Source organism: Pseudomonas sp. AC172, assembly GCF_979258595.1.
This window is the reverse complement of sequence record NZ_OZ409868.1, coordinates 2,004,563-2,029,432: the sequence shown is the minus strand read 5'-3', so window position 1 is coordinate 2,029,432 and position 24,870 is coordinate 2,004,563. Positions and strand designations below refer to the sequence as shown.

General features: G+C 59.8%; 17 protein-coding genes. 12 read left to right on the top strand and 5 right to left on the bottom strand.

Translation table 11 applies throughout. The annotated features are described in order from the left end of the window. Positions 1-192: 192 nt before the first annotated feature. From ACZ0A4_RS09060 to xylA, 4 genes are all read right to left on the bottom strand, one after another. A complete protein-coding gene (locus ACZ0A4_RS09060) occupies positions 193-1,329 on the bottom strand; it encodes a sugar ABC transporter permease (protein ID WP_463574192.1) in 1,137 nt (378 codons plus the stop codon). After that, positions 1,330-2,886 (bottom strand): D-xylose ABC transporter ATP-binding protein, encoded by a 1,557-nt coding sequence (gene xylG / locus ACZ0A4_RS09055; RefSeq protein ID WP_463574191.1) that lies wholly within the window; start codon positions 2,884-2,886, stop codon positions 1,330-1,332. A 165-nt stretch (positions 2,887-3,051) separates the two neighbouring features. After that, complete coding sequence (gene xylF, locus ACZ0A4_RS09050) at positions 3,052-4,053, bottom strand: D-xylose ABC transporter substrate-binding protein (protein WP_463574190.1); 1,002 nt, start codon at positions 4,051-4,053, stop codon at positions 3,052-3,054. Between the two features lie 149 nt (positions 4,054-4,202). Continuing rightward, entirely contained in the window at positions 4,203-5,519 is a 1,317-nt protein-coding gene (xylA, locus tag ACZ0A4_RS09045; protein ID WP_463574188.1) for a xylose isomerase, read from the bottom strand. Between the two features lie 175 nt (positions 5,520-5,694). On the opposite strand from xylA, the gene ACZ0A4_RS09040 reads away from it, so the two are divergent. Next, a complete protein-coding gene (locus tag ACZ0A4_RS09040) occupies positions 5,695-6,876 on the top strand; it encodes a XylR family transcriptional regulator (protein WP_463574187.1) in 1,182 nt (393 codons plus the stop codon). Positions 6,877-7,161: 285 nt separating this feature from the next. Then, a complete protein-coding gene (locus tag ACZ0A4_RS09035; protein WP_463574186.1) occupies positions 7,162-8,109 on the top strand; it encodes a type II toxin-antitoxin system RelB/DinJ family antitoxin in 948 nt (315 codons plus the stop codon). A gap of 371 nt (positions 8,110-8,480) precedes the next feature. On the opposite strand, the gene ACZ0A4_RS09030 is transcribed toward ACZ0A4_RS09035, so the two are convergent. Continuing rightward, positions 8,481-8,990 carry a cupin domain-containing protein gene (locus ACZ0A4_RS09030; RefSeq protein ID WP_463574184.1) on the bottom strand — a complete coding sequence of 170 codons (510 nt, stop codon included), beginning with the start codon at positions 8,988-8,990 and terminating at the stop codon, positions 8,481-8,483. Between the two features lie 272 nt (positions 8,991-9,262). On the opposite strand from ACZ0A4_RS09030, the gene ACZ0A4_RS09025 reads away from it, so the two are divergent. The 10 genes from ACZ0A4_RS09025 to ACZ0A4_RS08980 all read left to right on the top strand — a co-directional run bounded on the left by ACZ0A4_RS09025 (position 9,263) and on the right by ACZ0A4_RS08980 (position 24,816). Beyond that, positions 9,263-9,832: a DJ-1/PfpI family protein gene (locus tag ACZ0A4_RS09025; RefSeq protein ID WP_463574183.1), complete on the top strand. Its 570-nt coding sequence runs from the start codon at positions 9,263-9,265 to the stop codon at positions 9,830-9,832. A gap of 751 nt (positions 9,833-10,583) precedes the next feature. Further along, positions 10,584-11,660 (top strand): hypothetical protein, encoded by a 1,077-nt coding sequence (locus ACZ0A4_RS09020; RefSeq protein ID WP_463574181.1) that lies wholly within the window; start codon positions 10,584-10,586, stop codon positions 11,658-11,660. Beyond that, positions 11,653-12,651 carry an alpha/beta fold hydrolase gene (locus ACZ0A4_RS09015; protein WP_463574180.1) on the top strand — a complete coding sequence of 333 codons (999 nt, stop codon included), beginning with the start codon at positions 11,653-11,655 and terminating at the stop codon, positions 12,649-12,651. Before ACZ0A4_RS09020 ends, ACZ0A4_RS09015 begins: the two co-directional genes overlap by 8 nt. Then, on the top strand, positions 12,651-14,006 hold the full coding sequence (locus ACZ0A4_RS09010; protein ID WP_463574179.1) for a serine hydroxymethyltransferase: 1,356 nt from the start codon (positions 12,651-12,653) through the stop codon (positions 14,004-14,006). The genes ACZ0A4_RS09015 and ACZ0A4_RS09010 overlap by 1 nt, the downstream gene beginning before the upstream one ends. A gap of 90 nt (positions 14,007-14,096) precedes the next feature. Beyond that, positions 14,097-14,831, top strand: a complete 735-nt coding sequence (locus ACZ0A4_RS09005; protein WP_463574177.1) for a flavodoxin family protein — start codon at positions 14,097-14,099, stop codon at positions 14,829-14,831. A gap of 30 nt (positions 14,832-14,861) precedes the next feature. Then, positions 14,862-15,980 carry a DNA glycosylase AlkZ-like family protein gene (locus tag ACZ0A4_RS09000; protein WP_463574176.1) on the top strand — a complete coding sequence of 373 codons (1,119 nt, stop codon included), beginning with the start codon at positions 14,862-14,864 and terminating at the stop codon, positions 15,978-15,980. 34 nt (positions 15,981-16,014) lie between these two features. Then, positions 16,015-21,516, top strand: a complete 5,502-nt coding sequence (locus ACZ0A4_RS08995) for an amino acid adenylation domain-containing protein (RefSeq protein ID WP_463574174.1) — start codon at positions 16,015-16,017, stop codon at positions 21,514-21,516. Beyond that, positions 21,513-22,838: a phenylacetate--CoA ligase family protein gene (locus ACZ0A4_RS08990; RefSeq protein WP_463574173.1), complete on the top strand. Its 1,326-nt coding sequence runs from the start codon at positions 21,513-21,515 to the stop codon at positions 22,836-22,838. Before ACZ0A4_RS08995 ends, ACZ0A4_RS08990 begins: the two co-directional genes overlap by 4 nt. Further along, entirely contained in the window at positions 22,835-24,235 is a 1,401-nt protein-coding gene (locus ACZ0A4_RS08985; RefSeq protein WP_463574171.1) for an anthranilate synthase component I family protein, read from the top strand. Before ACZ0A4_RS08990 ends, ACZ0A4_RS08985 begins: the two co-directional genes overlap by 4 nt. After that, on the top strand, positions 24,232-24,816 hold the full coding sequence (locus ACZ0A4_RS08980; protein ID WP_463574170.1) for an aminodeoxychorismate/anthranilate synthase component II: 585 nt from the start codon (positions 24,232-24,234) through the stop codon (positions 24,814-24,816). Before ACZ0A4_RS08985 ends, ACZ0A4_RS08980 begins: the two co-directional genes overlap by 4 nt. The last annotated feature ends 54 nt before the right edge of the window (positions 24,817-24,870 follow it).

The window sequence follows — 24,870 nt, the reverse complement described above, 5'->3', positions numbered from 1 at the left end:
GTCGTACAACTAACCGGTTTTTACCGTATCCGACGGCGATGGGCAAGAGACCCATGCAGCTTAAACATGGGTCTATAGCACGCTACGTCTGGCTTTCAGTGCCTTGAGAAAAAATAGAGATCGTATGACTCTGGCTGGCGCGACGATTCAGGGCTGGCCAGGTACGGAGGGGCGAACCCCCTCCGTAACCGCTTAACGTCGCCCGGTCCGCGTACTGACATCCACCCATACGGCTAACAGCAGAATGCTGCCCTTGACGATCATCTGCCAGTAACTGTCGACATCGAGCATCGACATGCCATTGTCCAGACTGGTAATGACCAGCGCGCCGAGGAGGGCGCCGTACACCGTGCCGGAGCCGCCGCGCATCGAGGTGCCGCCGATGAAGCAGGCGGCGATGGCGTCGAGTTCGCCCATGCTCCCGGCAGAAGGCGAACCGGCGGCGAGGCGCGCGGTGTTGACCACGCCGGCGAGGGCGCACATCACACCCATGATCCCGAAGATCCACAGTTTCACGGCCTGCACATTGATGCCTGACAAGCGCGTCGCTTCCATGTTGCTGCCCACGGCATACACGCGCCGGCCGAACACGGTCTGACTGGTCACGTAGCTGAATACGCCCAGCAGAATCAGTAGCAGCAGGACTGGCACGGGAATGCCGTCATAACTATTGAGCGTCTGTACAAAACCGGCCAGCACGGCGCCGATCACCAACACGCGGATAACATCACGCACCAACGAATGCGCCGCGAGGCCGTGAAGGGCGCGATTACGCCGTTGCTTCCAGGTCAGGAATACCGTCAGTGCAAACAGCAAAATGCCCAGGCCAGTGCCGATCGCGTGGGGCAGGTAACCCTGGCCAATGTAAACCAGCTCCGGCGATACCGGCGCGATGGTCGTGCCGCCGGTGATCCCCAGCAGAATCCCGCGAAACGCCAGCATGCCGCCCAGGCCGACAATGAACGAGGGGATGCGCAGGTAAGCCGCCATGTAGCCGTTGGCGAGGCCGATCATCAGCCCGCACAGCGCGACCAGACTCAGGTTGGCCAACAGCGGAATGTGATAGACCACATCGAGAATCGCCGCGAGGCCACCGAGCAGGCCGAGCAATGAACCGACCGACAAATCGATCTCGCCGCTGATGATCACCAGCACCATGCCGCAGGCGAGAATGCCGGTAATCGACATTTGCCGCAGCAGATTGGACAGGTTGCGCGGGGTCAGGAATCCGCCCTCGGTCTGCCAGCTGAAGAACAGCCAGATCAGCACCACGGCAAACACCAGCGCGAGCATTTTGTAGCGAGTGAACAGTTGTTTGACCTGATTCATTTACGCGGATTTCCGATCATTATTGTTATGACTGCCAGGCTGACTGAGGGCGGCTGCGAGCACCTGTTCCTGAGTGAGCTCATGGTTGACGAAGTCGCCACGCAACTGGCCTTCGCCGATCACCAGTACGCGGTCGGAAACGCCGAGCACTTCGGCCAGCTCCGACGAGACCATGATGATCGACACGCCGGCGGCGGCCAGCGCGCCCATCAACTTGTAGATTTCGTATTTGGCGCCGACGTCCACGCCTCGGGTCGGCTCATCGAGAATCAGCACTCGGGGTTTGGCCAGCAGCATCTTCGCCAGCACGGCTTTTTGTTGATTGCCACCTGAAAGGCTGGTGATCGGCAGGAACGGGCTGGCGGTCTTGAGGTGCAGGCGCGAGATTTCCTGATCAATGCAGCCCAATTCGGCTTCGGCATCGATGCGGGTCAGTTTCGAATAGTTGTCCAGCACGGCGAGGGTGATGTTCTGGCCAACGCCCAGGTCAGGAATGATGCCTTGGCGCTTTCGGTCCTCCGGCACCAGACACAGGCCGGCACGGATTGATTTGAGCGGTGTGCGCGTGTCGATGGGTTGCCCGTCCAGCCAGACTTCGCCCTCGTGGCGACCGGGATAAGCGCCGAACAGCGCGGTTACCAATTCGGTACGACCGGCGCCGACCAGCCCGGCGATACCGAGGATCTCGCCGCGTTTGAGCACGAAGGAAATATCGTCGACCCGTTTGCGCTTGGGGTTGTCGACGTCGTAGCAGGTGATATGGCGGGCTTCGAAAATCACTTCGCCAATATTGTGTTGCTCGCTGGGGTAGAGGTTGCTCATTTCCCGTCCGACCATCTGCGTGATGATCTGCGCAATGTCCATGTCGGCCATGGCGGTGGTGGCGATGTGTTTGCCGTCGCGGATCACCGAAATGGTGTCGCACACGGCGGCCACTTCATCGAGCTTGTGCGAGATGTAGACGCAGGCAACACCTTTGGCTTTGAGGTCGCGGATGATGTCCAGCAGCACCTCGATTTCCGAACGGCTCAAGGCCGAGGAGGGCTCGTCGAGGATCAGCAGGCGGGCCTTTTTATTGAGGGCTTTGGCGATTTCCACCAGTTGCTGATAGCCGCCGCCGTACTGCGAAACCGGCAGCGATACGTTCATGTCGGGGACTTTCAATTCCCGCATCAGCGCTTCGGCGCGGTGAATCATCGCCGGGTAGTTCATGCGCCCGCCGGACAGCGTCAGCTCATGGCCCATGAAAATGTTTTCGGCCACCGACAGGTCGGGCACCAGCGTCAGTTCCTGGTGAATGATGACGATACCGGCGGCTTCCGTTTCGCTGATCGATTGCGCCCTGAGCGGTTGCCCGTCCCAGAGGATTTCACCGTCCCAGGTGCCATGGGGGTAGACCGCCGAAAGGATCTTCATCAGCGTGGACTTGCCGGCACCATTCTCGCCGCACAGGCCAACGCACTCGCCGGGTCTGACCTTGATGTCGATGCCATTGAGGGCTTTGACACCGCCGAAGGTTTTGACGATGCCGTTCATTTGCAGCAGATAGTCGGACATGGACAGGGCTCGTATATCAAAGACTCACACACCACGAAACCTGTGGGAGTGAGCTTTCTCGCGAAAGCGGTGGTTCAGCTGGCATCGATACTGAATGTGCTGCCGTCTTCGCGAGCAAGCTCGCTCCCACAAGGGTTTTCGCATCACCGCAGAGTTGTGATGGGATCACTTCCCGGCAATTTGCGCCTTGGTGTAGAAGCCGTCCTGTTCCAGCAGGTCGATGTTGTCCTTGGTCAGCGGGGTTGGTGTGAGCAGGATGGTGTCGACTTTTTTGCTGCCGTTGTCGTACTGCGAGCTGAAGGCAGGTTTTTCGTTGCGCGCCAGTTGCACCGAGAGCTTGGCCGCTTCGGTGGCGATGAGTTTCAGCGGTTTGTACACGGTCATGGTTTGCGTGCCGGCGATCACGCGCTTGACTGCAGCAAGGTCAGCGTCCTGCCCGGAAATCGGCACCTTGCCGGCCAGTTGTTGCGCCGCCAGAGCCTGAATGGCGCCACCGGCCGTGGCGTCGTTGGAGGCAACGATGCCGTCGATTTTGTTGTCGTTGCGGGTCAAGGCGTTTTCAACAATGCTCAGTGCTTCGGTCGGGTTCCATTCCTTCACCCACTGTTGGCCGACGATCTTGATATCGCCCTTGTCGATGGCCGGTTGCAGCACTTTCATCTGGCCTTCACGCAGGATCTTGGCGTTGTTGTCGGTGGGCGCACCACCGAGCAAAAAGTAATTGCCCTTGGGCGCCGCGCTCAGCACGCCGCTGGCCTGCATCTCGCCGACCTTTTCGTTATCGAAGGAAATGTAGGCGTCGACATCAGCGTTGAGGATCAGCCGATCATAGGACACTACCTTGATCCCGGCTTTCTTCGCTTCAGCCACCGCGTTGGTCAGCACCGTGGCGTTGAACGGTACGATAACGATGACATCGACGCCCCGGGAAATGAGGTTTTCGATCTGGGAAATCTGCTTCTGTTCGTTGGCATCGGCCGACTGCACGAAGACCTTGGCATCCATTTTTTCGGCCGCCGCGACGAAGTAATCACGGTCACGCGACCAGCGCTCCAGGCGCAGATCATCAATGGAGAAACCGATTTTCGGGTGGGCAGCGTCAGCCAGCACTGGCAGAGACAGCAAGGCCAGGGCAGTGGCCAATAGCGTGCGTTTTACGTTCTTCATAGTGGGGCGTCCTTTTATTGTTGTTGGAAAGACACGGCCTGACGATGAGTATCGGGCTGGTAAAACTGTAGAGAATCCTCAGGCGCAGCAGGCACAGATTTGTCGTAGAAATGTCACCGCATGAATGCGCCCGCAGACTCTCTGTGTGATCAGCGATAGATAAACCGGTTGACCACGTTTTCGAGCATTTCCTGGCGGCCGCTGACGGCTTGCGGGTTCAACTCGTTGGTGAACGCGTGCTCGGCTAGCGATTCAAGGTTGAAGTCGCCCGCCATCACTGCCTGCCCGAATGGCTGCTTCCAACCGGCGTAGCGTTGATCCTTGTGACGTTGCAGTTCGTCGTTCTGCACCATGGCGGCTGCGCGCTCCAGAGACAGGGCAAGAACGTCCATGGCGCCGACGTGGCCATGGAACAGATCGATCTGATCAAGGCTTTGCCGGCGAACCTTGGAGTCGAAGTTGAACCCGCCATTCTTGAAGCCGCCGGCCTTGAGGATTTCGTAAGTGGCCAAAGTCATTTCTTCGACGCTGTTGGGGAATTGGTCGGTGTCCCAGCCGTTTTGCGGATCCCCCCGGTTGGCGTCGATGCTGCCGAAAATCCCCAGTGAGACGGCTGTCGCGATCTCGTGATGAAAACTGTGGCCGGCGAGGGTGGCGTGGTTGGCCTCGATGTTGACCTTGATTTCGCGCTCCAGCCCGAACTGCTGAAGAAAGCCGAACACGGTGGCGCTGTCGTAATCGTATTGATGCTTGGTCGGCTCCTGCGGCTTCGGTTCGATCAACAAGTCGCCGGTGAAACCGATCTTGTGCTTGTGCTCGACCACCATGCGCATAAAGCGGCCCAGCTGTTCGCGTTCACGCTTCAAGTCCGTGTTGAGCAGGGTTTCGTAGCCTTCACGACCGCCCCACAACACGTAGTTGGCGCCTTTCAGGCGCTGGGTGGCGTTCATGGCGCTGAACACCTGTGCTGCGGCGCAGGCGAATACTTCCGGGTCCGGGTTGCTCGCTGCACCCGCTGCGAAGCGTGGATTGCTGAAGCAGTTGGCCGTGCCCCACAGCAGCTTGATTCCACTGGCTTCCTGGTGTTGCTCCAGGTGATCAACCATCTGCGCGAAGTGGTTGCGATACTCCTTCAGAGAGCGGCCCTCCGGGGCGACATCGGTGTCATGGAAGCAGTAATAGTCGATGCCCAGTTTGGAGAAGAATTCGAAGGCGGCGGCTGCCTTGCCGATGGCCATTTCCATCGGATCACCGGCGTGTTGCCATGGGCGCTTGAACGTCCCCGCGCCGAACACATCGGAACCGGGCCAGACGAACGTGTGCCAGTAACAGGCGGCCATGCGCAGGTGTTCGCGCATGGGTTTGCCGAGGATGATTTTATCGGCGTCGTAGTGACGAAAGGAGAGGGGGGAATCGCTATCCGGGCCTTCGTAGCGAATCGCATCGACATCGGGGAAATACTGCATGGACCTTGTCCTTGTTGTTCTTGGCGGTGTCTCGATACTAGCAACGGCCCTGTGCCCGCTGATTATGAAAAACATCAACACGGGGTGCGATTTTGCGTATTGAGCTTCTTCGGTCACGCGCCTAGTCTGTGCCAATCGCCTCCGTGACAAGGGGCCTTGAACAAGCATAAAAACAATGAAAACCGTACCGCCTGTTCACCGCATCGCCCTGTTGTTCAACGGCAGCAAGATCTACGACCGTGGGATCATCAGCGGCATCGGCAACTACCTGAGCAGCACCCGTGCCTCCTGGGACTTGTTCCTGGAAGAGGATTTTCTCTGTCGCTTGAAAGGCATCGAGCGCTGGCAGGGTGACGGGATCATTGCCGACTTCGACGACCCGCTGATTGGCGAGGCGTTGGCCGATATCCAGATGCCGGTGGTAGCAGTAGGGGGCTCGTACGACGATAAACGCGCCTATCCGAAAGCGATTCCCTACGTCGCCACCGATAACAACGCGTTGATGACACTGGCCTACACGCATTTGATCGAGGCGGGACTGCAGCGTTTTGCCTGCTTCAGCCTGCCGGAAGCGCAAGCCAATCGCTGGGCGCAGGAGCGCGAAAAAGCCTTTCGCAAACTGATGAAACGCGACGGCCTGCACGGCGAAATCTATCGCGGCATGGGCACCAGCGCGCCGCTCTGGGACAGCGCCGTCGAACAACTGATCGCCTGGCTGCAAAGCCTGCCCAAACCCATTGGCATCATCGCCGTCAGCGACGCCCGCGCCCGTCAGTTGCTGCAAGCCTGCCTGACCGCCGGGATTGCCGTGCCGGAGCAGGTGGCATTGATTGGCATCGACAATGATCCGCTGACCCGCAGCCTGACCCGGGTGCCACTAAGTTCGGTCATCCAAGGTACCGAAACCATGGGCCGCACCGCTGCGCAATTACTCCACCAGATGCTGCACGGCATGCCGTCGACCGGCACGCAGATCCTGATTCCGCCGGATGCTGTGAACGTGCAGGTGTCGAGTTTGCACCAGCCATTGGGCAATCCGTACGTCATGCAAGCGCTGCTGTTCATTCGCCAATACGCCTGCCAGGGCATCAAAACGGCACAGGTGGCGGCTTATGTCGGTGTGTCGCGTTCGTCACTCGAAGCGCATTTTCGCGGTGAGCGTGGTTGTAGCGTGCATGACGAGATTTTGCGTTTCAAATTGGCAGCGGCTACCAGCGGCTTGAAAAATGCTGACTCGGTGATTGCCGACGTTGCGCGCAGTTGTGGGTTTAAGTCTGCGCAGTATTTGCACACGGTTTTTCGGCGGGAGTTTGGTTGTACGCCTCGGGAGTATCAGCAAGGGGCGGGAATGCGTTAAACGTGGCTTCTTCAAAGACATTGCTCGCTTTTTCGAATGTCTCCGCCCGGACCAGTATTTTGCCTAAGAATCGAGGCGCTCTGGATGAACACCTATCGAGCGCTCGATTTTGAAGGACAGCTCACTTGACGCTCCGAGGCACGCCGAGACTGCTGGCATAACAAATTTTTCTCACTTTTCCGAGTGTCGGTAAAGTGAATTGCTTTACGGTAAAGCAATATGCTTTACTACATCCATCGAGCTACGACGGCTTGATGGAAACCTAACGACGGAATGGGAGGCCTTATGGCCCAGATAAATGCCCGGGTGGCAGACGAAGACAAAGAGAAAGCCGAACAAGTACTCAAGATTCACGGCCTGTCCGTGAGTGGGTACTTCGCCAGCGTGATCGAGTACATTGCAGATACGGGAGCTGTACCCTTCGAGATCAAGCAGAAGCCCAAGCTGGTTAACTTCGATGAGGTTTACGCTGAGGCGGTAGAGAAATTCTCTGACCTATACAATGGCTTGGCTTCGATGAAAAATGCGATGCAGCCAGGTATCGATGATCAAATGGAGCGATGCCGCCCTCTGTGCCACGACCACACACTCGCGCTGAGTTTTCTTCGAGAAAATGAGCGCTACGTGTACGGCGCGCCATGCCAGGTGGAGAGGGTAGAGATCGGTGATGGTTCACTGCGTGACTTTTCGCTGAGCCGTGAGAAATTTAACGCAGTCAAATCTCGGTTGGGAGAAGCTGTATGTTGCATTAATTTTAACAATCGTCCGCTAGAACGGGGCGACTTAGAGCAAATGCAGAGCTCCCTTTCTGATGCCGCAGTGGAGCTCCAAGCGCTACGTGATTTAGTGCCTGGTGATCGATCAACAGCCTCTCGAGTTGCATTCTTCGTGGTTGCGGCTATGGATGTTGTTCAGGCTGCCAGAGCCCTCACTGAAGGCCCGTACGAAATCTTCATGTTCACGCATTGGTTCTCACGCGTAGATGCCGGGTGCCGTGAAGTCCAGTCGTGTCACAAGCGAGTGGGCGCGAGCAAGTGGGATATTCAGATTCAGCAGGTGGTCAACCAGATAGTCAAGGTCAGGAAAGAGATTGACCTTTGGAATCAGCAGCGCCTTGAGTATGCATCCAGGAACAACCTGGCATGGCTCAAGTTCCAGGGTGATGCTATCGATGTTGCTGACGAGCTAGTGCGGACACTACAGCGGAATGCCGTCCGCGGAGGTTCGCGATAGTCTTTAACCTTGCGCGCCTCTAAGTTGAACGACGCGCGCAAGGCCTATTACTTCTATGGTCGAATACCATACAGGGCTCTATTGTGCCAACTGGAGTTTAGAGAGATGCGATCTGGAGAGACGGGACGATGAATATGGGCCAAGCGTTGGATTTTCTGGGAAACCGGGGGCTATGGGACTTTGAACGAAAGCATGTGGGATTGAACGACTGCAAGGGCACGTAGCGTAATACATCATTTAACATAATATACATTACACGTAACAATATGTTTCGAGATTAGCCTCGTTGCCCAAGAGATTTCATTCTCCTTAAAGCCTCACATCGTCTTTCCCTCCAACCTGATAATCCTTTAAATCTGCAGCGCTCGATCCTAATCCCACGTCAGCTTTTCAATCAGCGTTCGGTGCTGTGGAAACGCTGTCGTGAGTTTTTGCCGATTACCCATCTCCATATCGGCAAAATCAAATCCTGGTGAAACGGCTTCGCTGACCAATCCAAAACCGTTTGTGCCGTCCAGCAATCGAGATGCTTTCCACATGCCGCCCGGTACGTGCAATTGCAGATACTGTCCTGCCAGAAAATCGTTGCCCATGATGAATGTCTGCAGTGATCCGTCAGGATGGATCAGGCTGTATTCGATGGCATCGTCCAAATGGAAATAATGCAGTATGTCGGACTGGTTGAAATGAAACTGTCCCACCGGAGAATCTGCAGTCAGCAGATAGTAGATCGAAGTCAGCAAATAGCGTGGGCCGTCGGCTGTTTGCAGCATGTCTCGATGGTCGGCCTGGTAGGTTCTGCGAAAATACCCACCTTCAATATGCGGTTCCAGATCGAGCTTGGTTATCACGTCTGAGGCGTTTGTCGTACGCTGATTCATGGCTTTCCCTTTTTGATAAGGATAGATCCAATATAACTAAACTAAACGGTCATTTAGTGTAGTTATAATTAATTGCACTAAGAACGCTCTTCACTAATTAAACGCGCTAAATATGAGCGCCAGTTGATCACTGTCATTGTCAGCTGAAATACACACTGCCAAAAGGTCACCCACTTATTCATCGACATCGCTGGCGTCTACACTCGGTGGCGAGACCCGCGTCTTGGGTATGTTGCCGCTGATTATCATGGAATCTTGAGAAGGACACTCAAATGGTACGTGCCGTTACTATTCTCACCGAGAATTTTTCTGACTGGGAGCCCGCCCTCATCAATTCCACGGGGCGCGCTTACTACGGCTTCGACACTTGTTTTGCCGCTCCCGCTGGCAAGCAAGTGACCTCGTCCGGAGGAATGACCATCATCCCTGACCAGGCCATCGAGGCCATTGAGTTGGAACATGTCGATTTGCTGATTGTGACGGGAGGTCCAATCTGGAAAACAGACAATGCACCGGCGATCGAGACGCTAGTTCGTGCGGCCCACGCGCGGAAAATCGTCGTAGCGGGAATCTGTGACGGCACCCGCGTTCTGGCGAAGGCTGGAGTTCTGGATCACTTGCGCCATACGTCAAACTCCGCCGACAACTTGAAGCAAGTGCATTATCGCGGAGCGGCTTATTATCAGGATGTGCCCTATGCCGTTGCCGATAAGGGCGTGGTCACGGCTCCCGGTAGCGCGCCTGTCAGCTTCATGGGGCAAATTCTCGACACGTTGGGTTTGAACGACAAGAAGCTGGATGCCTACCTGGCGATGCACGCGGCGGAACATACTCACTGCTGAGCCCCCTCTTCCCCCGATCTCCCCTCCCTCCCCCGACGCTGCGGTCTCTTATCAGGCCGCAGCGCGTCTGCGACATTGAATCCTTTCACGAATTCCGCGCTGACGGCGGCCTCTCTGTGTTCTCGGCGATAGCACCGTAGTTTTGGATCGTCCGACAATTATTTTCAATAATCGGAAAAATCCTACTTGCGGTTACGATATTTCCGACTAAGGTTTCCTCCTATGACGCATAGGGGTTCGCCCTGGCTCCGTCAGGATGAAATTGGAGCCGTGTCAAAGGATGCTTTATTGAGATCGCCATGAGGCGACGCTTTTTTACCAAAGCTAAGGAATGGCTTAATGTTTTTGTCTGTCGATATCGTTGCCGGAAACGTTCCAACCCCTCTTGTAGCGCCAGCTTTCAGCACCTCAGCCCTTGAGAGAAATACTGAGAGCAATGTCTCCCATACCTCCAGAACTCTGCCCGAGATGACCTCGGGATCCCTCCTTCGCGTGCGCCTTAGAAACTGATCGGCCCACTCGAAACACGTAAAACACCGACACATTTTTACGACATGACCGACTAAGGCTGTCGTACAAAAAACTGCGCGTGCCCTATGACTTTCCCCTCGGACGGGAAAGATGCGAGCGCTCGGAAATGTGTTCTTCAATGGATCGAAATCGCCGCCGGGTGCTGTCTGCCCGACGAGGATCTGACATGTCAAAAACAACGGTTAAACACTTGCCCGAAGCGTCAGTGCAACGGATGGCCATGAGGCAGGCGCTGGCTGATGCCCTGCTCAGTGTCGAAGCCAAGGCGATGGTCGCTCAGGGTTTCTACACCGGGATCTGCCAGGAAGTTTCCATCGCCATACCGCTAAAAAATCAGGCAGAACCGGTTATTGAGCGTTTGCGCCAACTGGTAATCGCCGGATGGGGCGAGACGCTTGGCCAATGCCTTGAAGTGCTCGACGTTCGTGGCGACAGCGCTGAAGAGGCGTTGCGCAAGGTTCAAATAGCTGTCAGATCCAGTACTGCCCTATTTGCTGCCGGCAGCCTGCTGACCAGCACCGGAACGCTGTGCCTGCTCTCGATTCATCATGGCTTGGCCGACGAACATAGCCTTGAGGTTCTCGCGCTACGGCTGCAAGCAGCACCTTGCGTAGATGTCGCTTCAGTGTTGGCGCAGATGCATCAAGGGCGCGAGCTCTATGAAGATTATGTCCAGGCGCAAGCGCTCAACGCCGACGATGATGGCGGGCTTGGCACAGCGTTAGCACACCCCATTGTGCCTGTGCGTCTGCTGCAAACCGGACGCCTGGCTTTTAACGCTCAAGGGCAGCGCATGAGTCTGCAACGCACCTTTGACATCGCCACGATCAATGTCGAAAAGCAGCCCATGGCAACACTCCTGGGCTGCCTGCAACGCGCCGACGTCATTGCCGACGGCGACACTCTGTGCTCGTCGCAGAACTGGCGACAGGCTCACGAACAGGCTGCCATCGGCATGATGACAGGCCTTGTTCCACTCTCCCTCACATCCCCTCGAGAGCAGCGGTTATCCGGGCAAATCAGCCTGGAAGCACGGGCCCGTCGCTGTCCGGCAGCGCGTCAGGCGCTGGCCTGCTGCCGGGCATCCGAGCTGTTCATCAACGGCGCTGGCCGGCGCGGCATTCCGGCGTCACAGGTGATGAGTGCAACTTTTCCGGTGGGAATCGACGTACGGCGCACAGGTACTTCGCAATGGCTGCTGGAAATCGAGGGGCCGTTTTGCGATGCCGGTGCCGCCAACAATCTGCTCAATGAACTCGCTGATGAACTTATGGATAGGAGTGAATGGAATGACTGAAAACATCCAGTTCGATGAACAAGATCTCGCCGCAGAAGTGGCTCGCGTTTGCGCCACGTTTGCCGAGGTGCTGAAGCTTTCGCAGGTCGGCCCTGATGATAATTTCTTCAACCTTGGCGGCGACTCCTTTGACGCTATTCGCGTGATGTCGCGCCTGTCTTGCAGCTTGCCTATCGTGACTCTTTTTGAGCATCCGACGGCAGCGGGCCTGGCTCGACGCATCGTCTGCGCGGCCACACGCCAAGCCGCTCGCCTGGTCTGTTTCAGCGATGCGCCGGCCGCCGCACACTCCACGGCGGTGATCGCGGTCCCTTTTGGCGGCGGAGACGCCACGGCCTACTGCAACCTGTTTCAAGGCAACCCGAATGTTCAGGTTTTCGGCGTGGATTTCGGTGACTCCGAGGTCGAGAACGCCTCGGACTTCCATGCCCTGCTCGACACCCTTTGCACCGAAATCGAAGGGATCGGCGCTGCGCATCTGGTGATCTACGGCCACTGCGCCGGCGCAGCAACAGCTGCGTGCATTGCCTCAAGCATGGCCGCAGGCCACAAGGACCTCTCACTGGTGGTTGCCGCCTCGCGCCCGGTGCTCGATGCAGATGCCGCGATTCGCGCCGCCGAAACCACCTCGGACCAGATCTGGACCGACTATTTGCGTTCTCTGGGGGCCTTTACCGGACTGCTCGACAGTCAGGTCGAGAGCATGCTGGCTCGCGGCCGCAGAGACCATCTGATTGCCTGCGAAGCCTATCGCTACCTGGCGCAGTACCCGGCACAGGGCGTATCGGCACTGGTGCTATTGGGCGATGAGGATCCGGCCACCGCCGAGCCGGAAGTCGTACTGGCGCAATGGAGCAGGTTCATCAACGTCACCCAAACCGCAACCCTCGCAGGTGGCGGGCATTACTTCGTGCGTACCCATGCGCGCGAGGTCGAGGAAACCGTGCTGTCTTTCGCAGCACACAACACCAAAGGAAGGGATAGCAAGTAATGACAGCCAATCATCAGCCACTTCTCACCCAGGCGGATCTGCTCAAGCGTGGCCTGGCCGATCTTCAAGAACATGATGTCGAACTGGCGCGGATCCTCGACGCCGAAGTCGCTCGCCAGCAACGCACCCTCTCGCTGGTCGCCTCTTGCTGCGCGGTCAAGCCCCGTACCCTGGCCGCGTCGTCCTCCGTGCTGGTCAACGTGACTGCTGAAGGCGTTCCAGGACGCCGCTATCACGCGGGTTGCGAGAACGTCGATCGGGTCGAGTCCCTGGCGATCCAGCGTGCCCGGGAGCTTTTCTCTGCGCAGTATGCCGGCGTGCAGTCGCACTCGGCTTCCAGCGCCAACTATTCGGTACTCGCGGCCTTGCTCGAACCTGGCGACACGTTACTGGGCATGGCCCTGGATAACGGCGGCCATCTGACCCATGGCAGCCCGGTGACTTTCTCGGGCACCTACTACAACGCCATCGGTTATGGCACCACCAAGGAAGGTCTGATCGACTACGACGAAGTCCGCAGGCTGGCCCTCGAGCATCGGCCGCGACTGATCATCTGCGGTGCCACCGCCTACTCCAGAGTCGTGGATTTCGAACGTTTCCGCCGGATTGCCGATGAAGCCGGCGCCATTCTGATGGCCGACATCTCGCATATTGCCGGCCTGGTGGCGACCGGGCGCCATCCGAGTCCGATTGATGCCGCGCACGTCACCACGACCTGTACCCACAAGCAGCTCGCCGGCCCTCGTGGCGGCCTGATTCTCTCGGGCCGTGACGCTAATGAAAAAGTCCCTGGCCGCGATGCGACGTTCAGCCGCGTGCTCGAACTGGCAGTATTCCCAAGAATGCAAGGCGCTCCCGCCGTCAACATGATGGCTGCCAAGGCGGCAGCACTGGGTTACGCCATGACCCCCGAATTCGATGCCGAGATGCAACGCATCCGCACCGCGGCCGATGTGATGGCCAGCGAATTCCAGGCCCGGGACTACGAGGTGGTGGGCGGCCGCAGCGAGAACCACACCATTCTGATTCGCCTGCGTGCCGCAATGACCGGCGCCATCGCCGAGACCGCGCTGGAGCACTGCGGAATCGTCGTCAACAAGAACCGAGTGCCTGGCGAAACCCGTTCGTCGTTCGTCACCAGTGGCCTGCGCATCGGAACTGGCGCCCTCGCCCAGCGTCACGTCGACCCGCAAGGTTGCCGGCAGATTGTCGACTTGCTCTGCCGAATCCTCGACGAGGTGACGCCGCTCGGTGACAGCGAGTTCACGCTGGACCCGGTCCTGCGCAAGCAATTCAGCGCAGAGGCCGAGGCCTTATGCGTGAAGTATCCGATCGCAGACTACCTGGCACGCTGAAACAGGCTCTGGCAACGCTGGAGAGATGGCACGACGGTCCGGCGATCGTCGTGTCCGGGAACAGCAACACTCTAAGGAGAGAGAAGCACCATGACGGACAAGATCAGATATGTCGCCATCAATGGCTCGGAGCGGGTCGATGGCAACAATGCCAGGGCACTGGAATGGGCGGCCGAGTACCTGGAAAAACAGGATGTCATTCTCGAGGTTTTTTCACTGGCCAACGCCAAAATCGATCCCTGCGGAGCCTGCGGCGATTGCAATTTTCGTAATGAGCCCTGCGCTCAGAAGGATGACGCCGCGCGTGCAGTGCGACTCATGGAAGCCAGCGACGGCGTGATCTTCGCCTGTGCCGTGCATGGCTTTGGCGCAACGCCGTTGATGTCGGCGTTCCTGGAGCGGGTCGGCACCGGGTTCCTGCGCCACGATCGTACCCTCACCAACAAGGTGGCCGGGGTCATGGTCACCGGCCGGCGGATGGGCCATGTCGAGGTGTACAACCAGATGCTCCAGTGCGCCTTGCTCAACCGCATGATCATGGTCGGCTACGGCTTCCCGGCAATGCTCGTGGGCGACAAGAAAGGTGAAGTACTGGGCGACAAGGAAGGCATGGAGATGCTGCGCCGGATGCTTGACCGCATGGTGTCCATGACCCGTTTGCTGCGCGACTACGAACAGCTCACCGGCCAGCCGGCGCTGCCGGTCTCGGTACCCGGAGAACGTCATCGCGAGGGCAATGACGGCAAGTTCTTCGTTCCGACCAAGTCCGATATGTATCAGGTCGAAGCCGCGCGCAACTGCAACTTCGATGTGGTCGGCGATTGAACGGCACAGCCAACAGCTATCGAGAAACCTATGAGCATTAGAACTGCCTGCAATGGCCTCACCGACACCCACCTGCGGGAATGGATTGTGTCGGAACACTTCGAGCGCCTGGCACAAGCAACGGTGGCAGAAATTGCACAGGCCTATGTCGGCGTTTATTCAGCCCGGCCGACCAGTTGGCTGGCGGTCATGGCGCGCAATCACAACCTCGATCGCAAGAGCGTATTGACGATGGAAAGCGACAGCGACCTGCTGCGAATTCCGGGCATGCGGCGCTCCAAGTTTCTGCTTCCCGGCGAACTGGCAGGCAAAGTCTTCGCCGCCACCCGCTTGCCACTGGCCAACCACGAGTGGCGGCTACGGGACGCAGGGCTTGGTCTGGATGATTACCGGCGACTGCTGCCGGCGCTGATCGCCTTCAGCACCGGCGTTGCCGTGCGCCTGCAGGACATCGGCAGCGCCCTCGACCTGCCGGCACCCCAGGCTCGTGCATTGACTTCGGTTGCGGCCTATGACGGTGCATTGATTCGTGTTCCGGCGGCCAACCAATGGTCCAGTCGCTGGCTGTATTCGGCTGCACCCGATGGGCTGCTGCCAGGCGACGGAGTGCCACTGGACCGCGACTCACTGCTGCGTGATATCGCTGCGCGCTACGTCGAGCACTACGGCCCCGTCACGGTCGACGACCTGGCCTGGTGGCTCGCCGTTTCAAAGGAAACCGCACGCGCGCTGCTGCAAACGTGCGCGGCCTGTCAGGTCGCAGACCAGATGTGGCATAGCCAGGCGGGTCTGACGCGTCTGGAGCAGTTTTTCCAGCGCGATCCGGCATCCAGCAGCACGCAGATTCGCTTTCTGCCGGCCTGGGACCCTTTGGTCATGGGCTATGCGCCCGGTTCGAGACAGCGCGACTGCCTTGAGCTGGAGCGTGTCGGCGGCTACGACAAGGCTGGAAACGGAAAGCCCGTGGTGCTCATCGGTGGCCGGGCTGTCGCGACATGGAATACAGCGGCGAAGGGCAGCAAACGCTTGATTGCGGTCGACGCCTCGACACTGGCCAGCCAAGAGCGTGAGGCGGTGCTTCAGGCGGCTTCGGTTCTGGCGGAGCAGATCGGGGCGATTCACGAGATCGAAAACGAAACCACCGCGTGAAAACAGGGAAGGCATGAACAAGATGAGGGACGACATGACATCAGTACCCCCCGCACCACACTCGCAGTCAGGCAACGAGCGCAGCCTGTGGGACGCATTTGCGTACCCGACGGCTGGACAATCGCCCGGCAGCACACGAGACCAGGAAGATATCGCCCTGCCCCCTGGCCTGGCGGCCAGTGTCAACGACCTGATGACGGTCGCTGCGGTACTCGGCTCACTGCTCAGTCCAGAGGGCCGGGTAACCCTGGGAATCCATGTCGATGGCAGACCGGCGCAGCTCAGCGTCGATTGCATGGCGTTGAACCTTGCGCAAGACGTTCGGGCCTATATCGCCCAGTTGCATGACAATGCTCAAGCGTGTCACGGCGAGACGCCAATGCATGCCGATATCGAGATCAGCGATGGCAAGCACTTGCCCGCGGAGCAATCACCGGTCTGGCTACTGGTGCAGGACGGCTGCTGCCAACTGTCAGTGCGCAGCGATCGCATGACCCGCGAAGTACGCCTGGAATTGCTTGAACTGGTGGCCTTCGCTTGCGCCCGAGTACTTGACCCCAAGGTCTTGCCGGCAGCCACGATCCGGCCCGCCTTCCCGGCCTCGGTGCAAGCTGCCGAGCGCCAGTTCCTGGTCGAGCGCATCTACCGCCATGTACAGAGCAAGCCATCGGCTGCGGCGATAGTGGATGACAATGCTGACCGCACCCTGACCTACGCCGAACTCTGGGAAGCCTCCGAGGTATTGGTCCAGCACATACGCGAGCGCGTGACTTCGCGCCGCTCGAGTCCGCGCCTGGCTTTGTTTCTCGACCGCGGCTGGCAACATCTGGCTTCGATCATCGCTGTGCAACGCATGGGGGGCACCTGCGTGCTGATCGACCCGGCGCATCCTGATGAGCGCATTCGGGCCTTCATCGAAGAGTGCAGCCCACATGCGGTGCTGACCGCCGGCAGTACCACCGAGCGCGCGCGCGATCTGTTGACCTGCCCGCAACTGGATATCGACAAAGTGCAGCTGCGCCCTGCCCTCGTCGATTGGGAACACGGCAAATGGGTCGACAGCACCAATGAAGCCTGCTTCATCGCTGGCACTTCCGGCAGTACCGGACGGCCCAAGGCTGTTTGCCTGTCCTATCGGGGCATGGCCGCCACCCTGGATGCCATTATCGAGCAGGCAGGGCTGGACGAGCATAGCCGCGGTTCCTGGCTCTCATCGCCTGGCTACGGCATGGTGGAAGTCGACCCGCTGCCGGTGCTGTGCGCTGGCGGCACGGTGTGCATCCCTGCCCCGCAAGTGTTGCAGGACGTCAACCTGCTGGCACGCTGGCTGCTGGAAGGCGACATGAACCACACGCTGGCCATGACTTCCATTGCCGAGGCGTTGTGGGCCACTGGTGCCCGGTCAGGTCTGCGCACCATGCTGATCGCCGGTGAGCGCTGCAAGCAATGGCCGCCGACCGATCTCGGCTACCAGGTCATCAACGTCTATGGTTCCGCCGAAGCCGCAGTGGTTTCCATCGAGGACCTGTCCGCGCCACGCCGTACCTTGCTGCCCTCGGTAGGACGCGCGATACCCGGCGCCCACATGTATGTGGTCGACCGCCACGGCCAACAGCTGCCGGCTCGTTGTGTCGGTGAGTTGATCATCACCGGCGAAACGCTGTCGGTGGGCTACGTCAATCCCGAGGACACCCGCAAAGCGTTTCGTGGCAACACCCTCGACGCCACTTCGCCCTTGCAATACAGCACCGGCGACCGGGCGCGAATGGCCGCCGATGGCACCGTGGAAATCTTCGGGCGGACTGACTCGGTGGTGAAGATCCGCGGCCACCGGGTCGACCTGACTGAACTGGAGATCACCGCGCTGCAAGTAGCGGGCGTGGTGAAGGCGGCGGCCAACTGCGTAAGCAACGACCAGGGCGCGACGCTGGCATTGTTTCTGGAGTTGGCGCCGGACGCCGAAGAGGTGGTCGCCAAGGTTCGCAAGCATCTGGCTGCGCGCCTGCACCCGGCCGCCCAGCCCGGCCAGATCGTGACCGGCGCTCTGCCCCTTGGGCGCAACGGTAAGGTTGACTACAGCGCGCTGCGGGTCAGTCCTGTCGAGCGCGATGCGGACCAGACCGTTTTCGTCCCGGTGACCCAGGCGGAACAAGCCGTGCGTGATTGCTGGCTGGCCTGGACGCTATGTGAAGAAGCGATGCTGGAATCGAGTTTCTTCGACGCCGGCGGCGATTCACTGCGCGCTTTGCGCATGGTCGGTGAACTGGCCTGCAAGCATGGCATCCATGTGCAAATGGGTGCATTCCTCGAAGAACCCGTACTGGCAAACCTGGTGCGCCTGGCCAACGCCTCGCACAACACCCGGTTGCCGAAGTTCGAGCACTTGCCGGCAGAGCAGCAACTGCTGCCGTTTGAACTCAACGAAAGCCAGCAGGCATTGTGGATCGGCCGTGGCTCGTTCTACGACTACGGTGGCGTCGGCTGCCAGGGCTATTTCGAATGGGAGGTGCAGGCCCTCGACCGCGAGCGCTTCACCCGTGCCGTAGGATTGCTGGTCCAGCGCCATCCGATGCTGCGCATGACCATTGATGCCAGCGGTCGCCAGAGCATCGGTGACGTCGACGGTACGCAGGCGGTGCAGTACGTCGATCTCAGCGCTCTGAATGACGAGCAGATCGAGCGGGAAATCGATCAGGTCCGCGAACGCATGGCCAACGAAGAAATCGGCACCACGCAATGGCCGCTGTTCCAGTTCCGTATCAGTCGCATCAGTGCCGGCGCCAGCCGTGTGCATCTGTGCATCGACATGCTGATCGCCGATGCCTGGTCGATCTTCCAGGTGATCATCCCCGACCTGATCGATCTTTACATGGACGATGACGCACAACTGCCGGAGCTGCACACCAGCTTCCATGACTACGTCGCCTACCGGCAAAAAGTGCTTCAAAGCGCCCAGTATCAGGCCGACCGCGAGTACTGGCTGGACAAGATCAACCATCTGCCGGCGGCCCCGCGCCTGCCTCAACTGGAGCCTGGAGAGTTCACTGGCACGTCGCGTTTCGAGCGATACGAGGGCACCCTCGCCGTTGCTGCCTGGGAGCGCCTGCAGAGTCAGGCCCAGGCGCGCAATATCTCGCCGTCCGGGGTCGTCGCACTGGCGTTGTGCGAAGTGCTGCGCGGCTGGAGTGAAGAGGAGCGGTTTACCCTGAACTTCCCGGTTTCCGACCGGATGCCCGTCACGGCCGATATCGACCAGGTCGTGGGCGACTTCACCAACACCTTGCTCGTGCCTTATGAAGCCGCGGCCGCCGACACCCTCGAGGCGCGTGGCCAGCAGCTGCAAGGCGCCATCTGGCAGGCGCTGGATCATCGCCTGTTCAACGGTGTCGAGGTGCTGCGCGAGCTGGCCCGAGTCCGTCGCAGTGGCGGCGCGCCACTGATGCCAATCGTCCTTACCAGCCTGCTCGGGCACCCGGGACGTCATGATTCGGCGCTCTTTGGGCAAGAGGTCTACGGTGTATCGCAAACGCCTCAGGTGACCCTTGATGTGCAATTGCGCGAGTCCGAGGGCACCTTGCACTTCAAATGGGATTACCTCACCGGGGTCATTCGTCCCGAGGTCGTGGAGTCGATGTTCGGTGCATTCCGCACGTTGCTGCAGCAACTGGCCGATGACAGCGAAATATGGCAACGCACCTGGCTCGACCTACGCCCTGCCGCGCAAATCGGAATACGCCACGCCGTCAACTCGACGCAGGCGCCAGTACCGCAGGTTCATTTGCGTGACCTGCTGTTGGCAAGGATTGCCGAGCGCGGGGGGGAAACCGCCGTCCTCGATACTCATCGCAGCTATAACTGGGGCGAAATCGGCCGGGTGGCGGCGCGAATCAGCAAGATGATCCAGCAAACCCGCCATCCTGATGAGCGCTTTGTCGGCATTGTCCTGCCCAAGGGCAGCAGCCATTATGCCGCGGTCTACGGTTGCTTGCTGGCCGGGGTCGGCTATGTGCCGGTGGATATCGACCTGCCATCCGAACGTATCCGTTCGGTACTTTCCCAGGCCGGGGTACTCACCGTGATCGCCGGTGTCGATACCGCGTTGCCCGAACAGATCCAGCGGCTGGTACTGACAGATGAAGACCTGCATGCGTGGGCTGCAGAGCACACGGACCTGGCCTTGGCACCTGTGCCTGCGGAGTACTCGCCGTATGTGATTTTCACCTCCGGCTCCACCGGTAATCCCAAGGGTGTCGAGATTCCAGAGGCTGCCGTGGTCAACCACGTTTATGACGTCGTCGAGCGTTTCGGCCTGGACGCGTCCACTCGCCACCTGGCCACGGCCGCCCTGCATTTCGACATGTCGGTCTTCGATATCTTCGGCCCCCTGCTACACGGTGGCTCGGTGGTGGTGCCTGCGCAGGCGGCAGGTCCGGATCCCGATGCCTGGCTACGCCTGCAACGCCGCCACGGCGTGACGTTCTGGGCCTGCGTTCCGGCCATCATGGATCTGCTGTGCAGTGTTGCGCAGACGGCGCGCAGTCTCTGCGCGGTGGAATCACTGAGCCATATCGTCATGGCGGGTGACTGGATTCCACTGCCCTTGCTGCCACGCGCCAGGGCGCTTTACCCGAACGCACGTCTTTACTCCTGCGGCGGTCCGACCGAGACCACGAACTGGTCGGTGCTGCATGAGATCGACGCACAGGAAGGCCAGCGAGTGCGCTCGGTAATCTATGGTGCGCCGATGCGTAATTCGGCCTATCACATCGTGGCGGGTGACTGGACCGATTGCCCGGATTGGGTGCCCGGGGAAATGCTCGTCGAAAGCGATGTCTCCCTGGCGTGTGGCTACATCGGCCAACCGGAACTGACCGCCAAGGCCTTTGTCCGGCACCCGCGCAGCGGCCGGCGTATGTACCGCACCGGCGACCTGGGACGTTACCTGCCCAACGGTGAAATCGAGATCCTGGGACGTATCGACAACCAGATCAAGCTCAATGGCCTGCGCATCGAACTGGGTGAAATCGAAAGCGTGGCAGAGTCCTGCGCTGGCGTCTCGCGAGCCTGTGCCGTAGCCCTGCCGGGCCCCGACGGGCATCCCAAACAGATCGCCCTGGTGTATGTCGGCGAGCCCGAGCTGGCAGCGGCAATCACCCTGACTCTGACCCAGCGCCTGCCGGCCTACATGGTGCCAAAGACTGTCCAGTCGTTACCCCGGTTACCCCTGTCGAAGAACGGCAAGGTGGATGTCCTGGCCCTGCGTGAAACCCTGAGGAATGACATGAAAGAACCCAATGGCAAGACTTCGCAAACCATCCTGCGCACGGTTATCCGGGTGATCGCCAGTCATCTCGAACAACCCGTGATACTGCCCGAAGACAACTTCTTCGACCTCGGCGGCGATTCGCTGTCGGCGATGAAGATCAAGATCGAACTCGAGTCGCAGTTGTCCATGCCCGTACCGCTGGAGAACCTCATGCTCACCGAGACCATCAAGGAGTTTGCCAACAGCCTGGACGAGGGGAACCAGCCATGATCAGGGACAACCTGCACCAACAATGGCTGGAAGATGTGGAAGCCTACCTGGATGGACGCACGACGCCACAGGCGCTAGAGGCCAACGGGCAACGGCGGGCTAGCGAAGTCTTGCACTATGTCCAGGAAGGCTCGGCATTCTATGCCGGGCACCTGCGCTCGCAAGCTGGCAGTCCGAGCGCCTTGCCGGCTTTGGACGGCGTGCCTTTCACCACCAAGGACGACCTGCGCGCCGTGGGTCGCTCGGTCTGCAGCCTGCCTTTCGAGCAGATCGCGGTGTACTACGAAACGACCGGGACCACCGGATTGCCAACCCCCTGCCCGCGCGCGGCGATCGATGTCGAAACCAGCGGCGCCTATGTGCAGAAGGCCGTCGCCGACCTGTATCAGTCGACATTCGGCACGACCCAAGCCCTCACCGCGATCATGGGGCCGTCGGAGCTGTATGCGTTCGGCGATACCTATGGCGAGGTCTGCCGCAACCTGGGCATTCCCTACGTGCGACTGTGGCCGGAAAGCCCGCGCGTCGGTCTGGTCAAGGCCGCTCAGTTGATCAACGACCTGGGCGTGCGCTCACTGATCTGCTCGCCCGCCGTAGCGCTGGCCCTGGCCCGCCTCTACACGAGCCAGGGAATCGATCCGCGTGCAACAGCGGTCGGTCAGATCATGGTGCTGGGTGAACTGTGCACGCCGCAAATGCTGAGCAATATTGCCCGGGTCTGGAATGCCCATTGCACCCACGGCCTGTATGGCTCTCAGGAAGCCCATGCGGTGGCCACCGGTTGCGCAAACGGCAACCTGCACTTCTCCGAGACCAACTATCTGGCGGAAATTCTTCCGGTTCCGGGTATGGAGGGCGATATCGGCGAACTGTGCCTGACGATGCTCGTGCCTGGGGCCAAGCCGCTGATCCGCTATCGCACCGGCGATCTGGCGCGGCTGCACGCTGCCGAGGACTGCGGGTGCGGCAATCGTTCCCGTTGCCTGCGGGTCTTTGGCCGGGTGAGTGATGTGATGACCCTCGGCGGTCGCCAGGTCCTTCCGGCACTGATCGAGTCAGCGGTGCTGACGGCAGCCGAATGGGTCTCTGGCTACGAAGTCAGGATCTGCTCCGCCAGCGACGGAAGTGACCATATCGAGGTGTCGATGGTGGCAGGTATCGGCGAGCGCTCGCTGGCCGAAGTACAAGAGCAGATGGCCGGCCATTTCGGCACCTCAGTCCAGCTGCAACTGGAGCAGAGCCTGGATCCGAGGACCGAGACCGGTGCCTACATTTCCTGGAAGCACGCACGTATTCGCGATCAACGGGAGCCAGCACTGTGAGTTCATTACAACCGATCCCCCTGTGGACCGTGGAGCACCACGACATCGCCGATGCAGCGCCGGTCGCCCAGGTGCGGCGTGGCCTGCTTGGGCTCTATCCGTGCCCGGCGCTGTTCGAAACCGGAGCGGGCTTCCTGCCAGTCGACGGTCACCAGACCACGTTCATGATCGACCTGCTATTGGAGCTGAAACTGGTCAATGGCACTTGGCGGCTGTCGGCTGGCGCGCCATTCCAGTGGGCGTTGGCCGCCTGCGAGCAGATGCTGAACAATTCACAGTCGAGCCTGTGCGAACGCCTGCGACGGGTCACGCAGACGCTGGCCTTGCCGGAGGGTTTTCCGCTGGTGCTGGCGCTGGGCTACAGCGCCGCGCGCTTCGTCGAAAACCTGCCGGACATTGCCATCGAGCGAGATGTGCCCGAGGTGCTGGTGCGGGTCTATCGGCAGATCGTGCGTTACGAAGACGCTCAAGGTCCGGCGCAAGTCGACGTCCTCAACGCCGGGGACAATGCTCAAGCGCAACTGGACGCCCTGCTTGCGGTGCTGCGCAAGCCGCCCGTGGCACCCGCGCCAGCGCTGGCCACTGAGGTCGCCGTGGTCGAGGACGTCACTGATCGCGAGGCATTCTGTGCGGCGGTTTCCCGGGCCAAGGAATACATCCGCGCCGGTGAGATCTACCAGGTGCAGTTGTGTCGACGTGCAGTGTCCAGCGCGATGATTGCGCCGGTGGATCTTTATGAACGCCTGACATCGGTCAATCCCGCGCCGTACATGTACTACCTGGACCTTGCCGACCTGCACGTCGTGTCATCCAGCCCGGAACTGATGATCCGCCTCCATGACGGTGTGGCTCAGGTCCGGCCCATCGCCGGCACCATGAGCCGGGAGGATGAGCGCGGCAGTCCGCTGGACAAGATTCCCAAGGAAGCCGCCGAGCACTTGATGCTCGTCGATCTGGCGCGCAACGACCTGGCCCGGTGCGCTGTTCCTGGGGGCGTACAGGTGACTTCGTTCATGCAACAGGACACATACGGATCCTTGCTGCACCTGGTTTCGACCGTGGAAACCAAGGTGCGCGAGCACTGTGATGTCTGGGATCTGATCGTGGCGAATTTCCCGGCAGGCACCATGACCGGCGCCCCCAAGGTCCGGGCAATGGAAATCATCGCCGAGCTGGAAGGCAGCGCTCGCGGGTTGTACACCGGTTGTGTCGGCTATATCACCGGCGCCAACAGCGCGGTGCTGGCCCTGACCATCCGCACGATCGTCGGCAATGCCGGACGCTATGTACTGCAGTCTGCGGCGGGAGTCGTCGCTGACTCCGAGCCCGAAGATGAATGGAACGAGGCGGGAGCGAAGATCAAATCGTTTTCCCGAGCAATGGGAGCCAGCGTATGAGAGTGATGTTAGTCGACGCCTTCGACAGCTTTGTGTATGTCATCGAGCAGTACTATTCGGCGGTGGGTGCAGAGACCCGGGTCGTTCGCGTCAACGATGACCCCATCGCCCACTATCGCCAGTGGCAACCGCAGTTACTGGTGCTGGGGCCTGGACCGGGCACTCCCGAAGATCATGGCTACCCGCAGATCATCCGCGCGATGGATGAGCAGCAGGCCATTTTCGGGGTCTGCCTGGGGCACCAGGCACTGGGCGAACATTTCGGCTGGAAGCTCAGCCGTGCGCCCTCCTCCCAACATGGCAAATACGCTCAGGTTCACCATGACGGACGAGGCGTCTTTCAGGACGTACCATCGGCCGTCACTGTGGTGCGTTATCACTCGCTGGCAATCACCGACCCGGGAGCATCCAGCCCATTGGTGGCCACGGCCTGTTCGGACGATGGTGTGAACATGGCGGCGCGGCATCGTACCCGGCCGATCGAAAGCGTGCAGTTTCACCCCGAGAGCATCGGCACCGCTCACGGGATCAAAATGATTCGTAACTCATTGGCGCTGGCCAACGTCAACGCCATGGGCTGAATGCTCGAAAAAAAGCCCTGGGTGCCGGCCGGAAGCCGGGCGACACCCGTTTAA

Coding starts and splice junctions, on each gene's coding strand:
- xylF (WP_463574190.1), bottom strand. CDS start 4,053: ATGAAGAACGTAAAACGCACGCTATTGGCCACTGCCCTGGCCTTGCTG.
- ACZ0A4_RS08995 (WP_463574174.1), top strand. CDS start 16,015: ATGACATCAGTACCCCCCGCACCACACTCGCAGTCAGGCAACGAGCGC.
- ACZ0A4_RS09035 (WP_463574186.1), top strand. CDS start 7,162: ATGGCCCAGATAAATGCCCGGGTGGCAGACGAAGACAAAGAGAAAGCC.
- ACZ0A4_RS09040 (WP_463574187.1), top strand. CDS start 5,695: ATGAAAACCGTACCGCCTGTTCACCGCATCGCCCTGTTGTTCAACGGC.
- ACZ0A4_RS09060 (WP_463574192.1), bottom strand. CDS start 1,329: ATGAATCAGGTCAAACAACTGTTCACTCGCTACAAAATGCTCGCGCTG.
- ACZ0A4_RS09005 (WP_463574177.1), top strand. CDS start 14,097: ATGACGGACAAGATCAGATATGTCGCCATCAATGGCTCGGAGCGGGTC.
- ACZ0A4_RS08980 (WP_463574170.1), top strand. CDS start 24,232: ATGAGAGTGATGTTAGTCGACGCCTTCGACAGCTTTGTGTATGTCATC.
- ACZ0A4_RS09010 (WP_463574179.1), top strand. CDS start 12,651: ATGACAGCCAATCATCAGCCACTTCTCACCCAGGCGGATCTGCTCAAG.
- ACZ0A4_RS09020 (WP_463574181.1), top strand. CDS start 10,584: ATGAGGCAGGCGCTGGCTGATGCCCTGCTCAGTGTCGAAGCCAAGGCG.
- xylA (WP_463574188.1), bottom strand. CDS start 5,519: ATGCAGTATTTCCCCGATGTCGATGCGATTCGCTACGAAGGCCCGGAT.
- ACZ0A4_RS09030 (WP_463574184.1), bottom strand. CDS start 8,990: ATGAATCAGCGTACGACAAACGCCTCAGACGTGATAACCAAGCTCGAT.
- ACZ0A4_RS08990 (WP_463574173.1), top strand. CDS start 21,513: ATGATCAGGGACAACCTGCACCAACAATGGCTGGAAGATGTGGAAGCC.
- xylG (WP_463574191.1), bottom strand. CDS start 2,886: ATGTCCGACTATCTGCTGCAAATGAACGGCATCGTCAAAACCTTCGGC.
- ACZ0A4_RS09025 (WP_463574183.1), top strand. CDS start 9,263: ATGGTACGTGCCGTTACTATTCTCACCGAGAATTTTTCTGACTGGGAG.
- ACZ0A4_RS09015 (WP_463574180.1), top strand. CDS start 11,653: ATGACTGAAAACATCCAGTTCGATGAACAAGATCTCGCCGCAGAAGTG.
- ACZ0A4_RS09000 (WP_463574176.1), top strand. CDS start 14,862: ATGAGCATTAGAACTGCCTGCAATGGCCTCACCGACACCCACCTGCGG.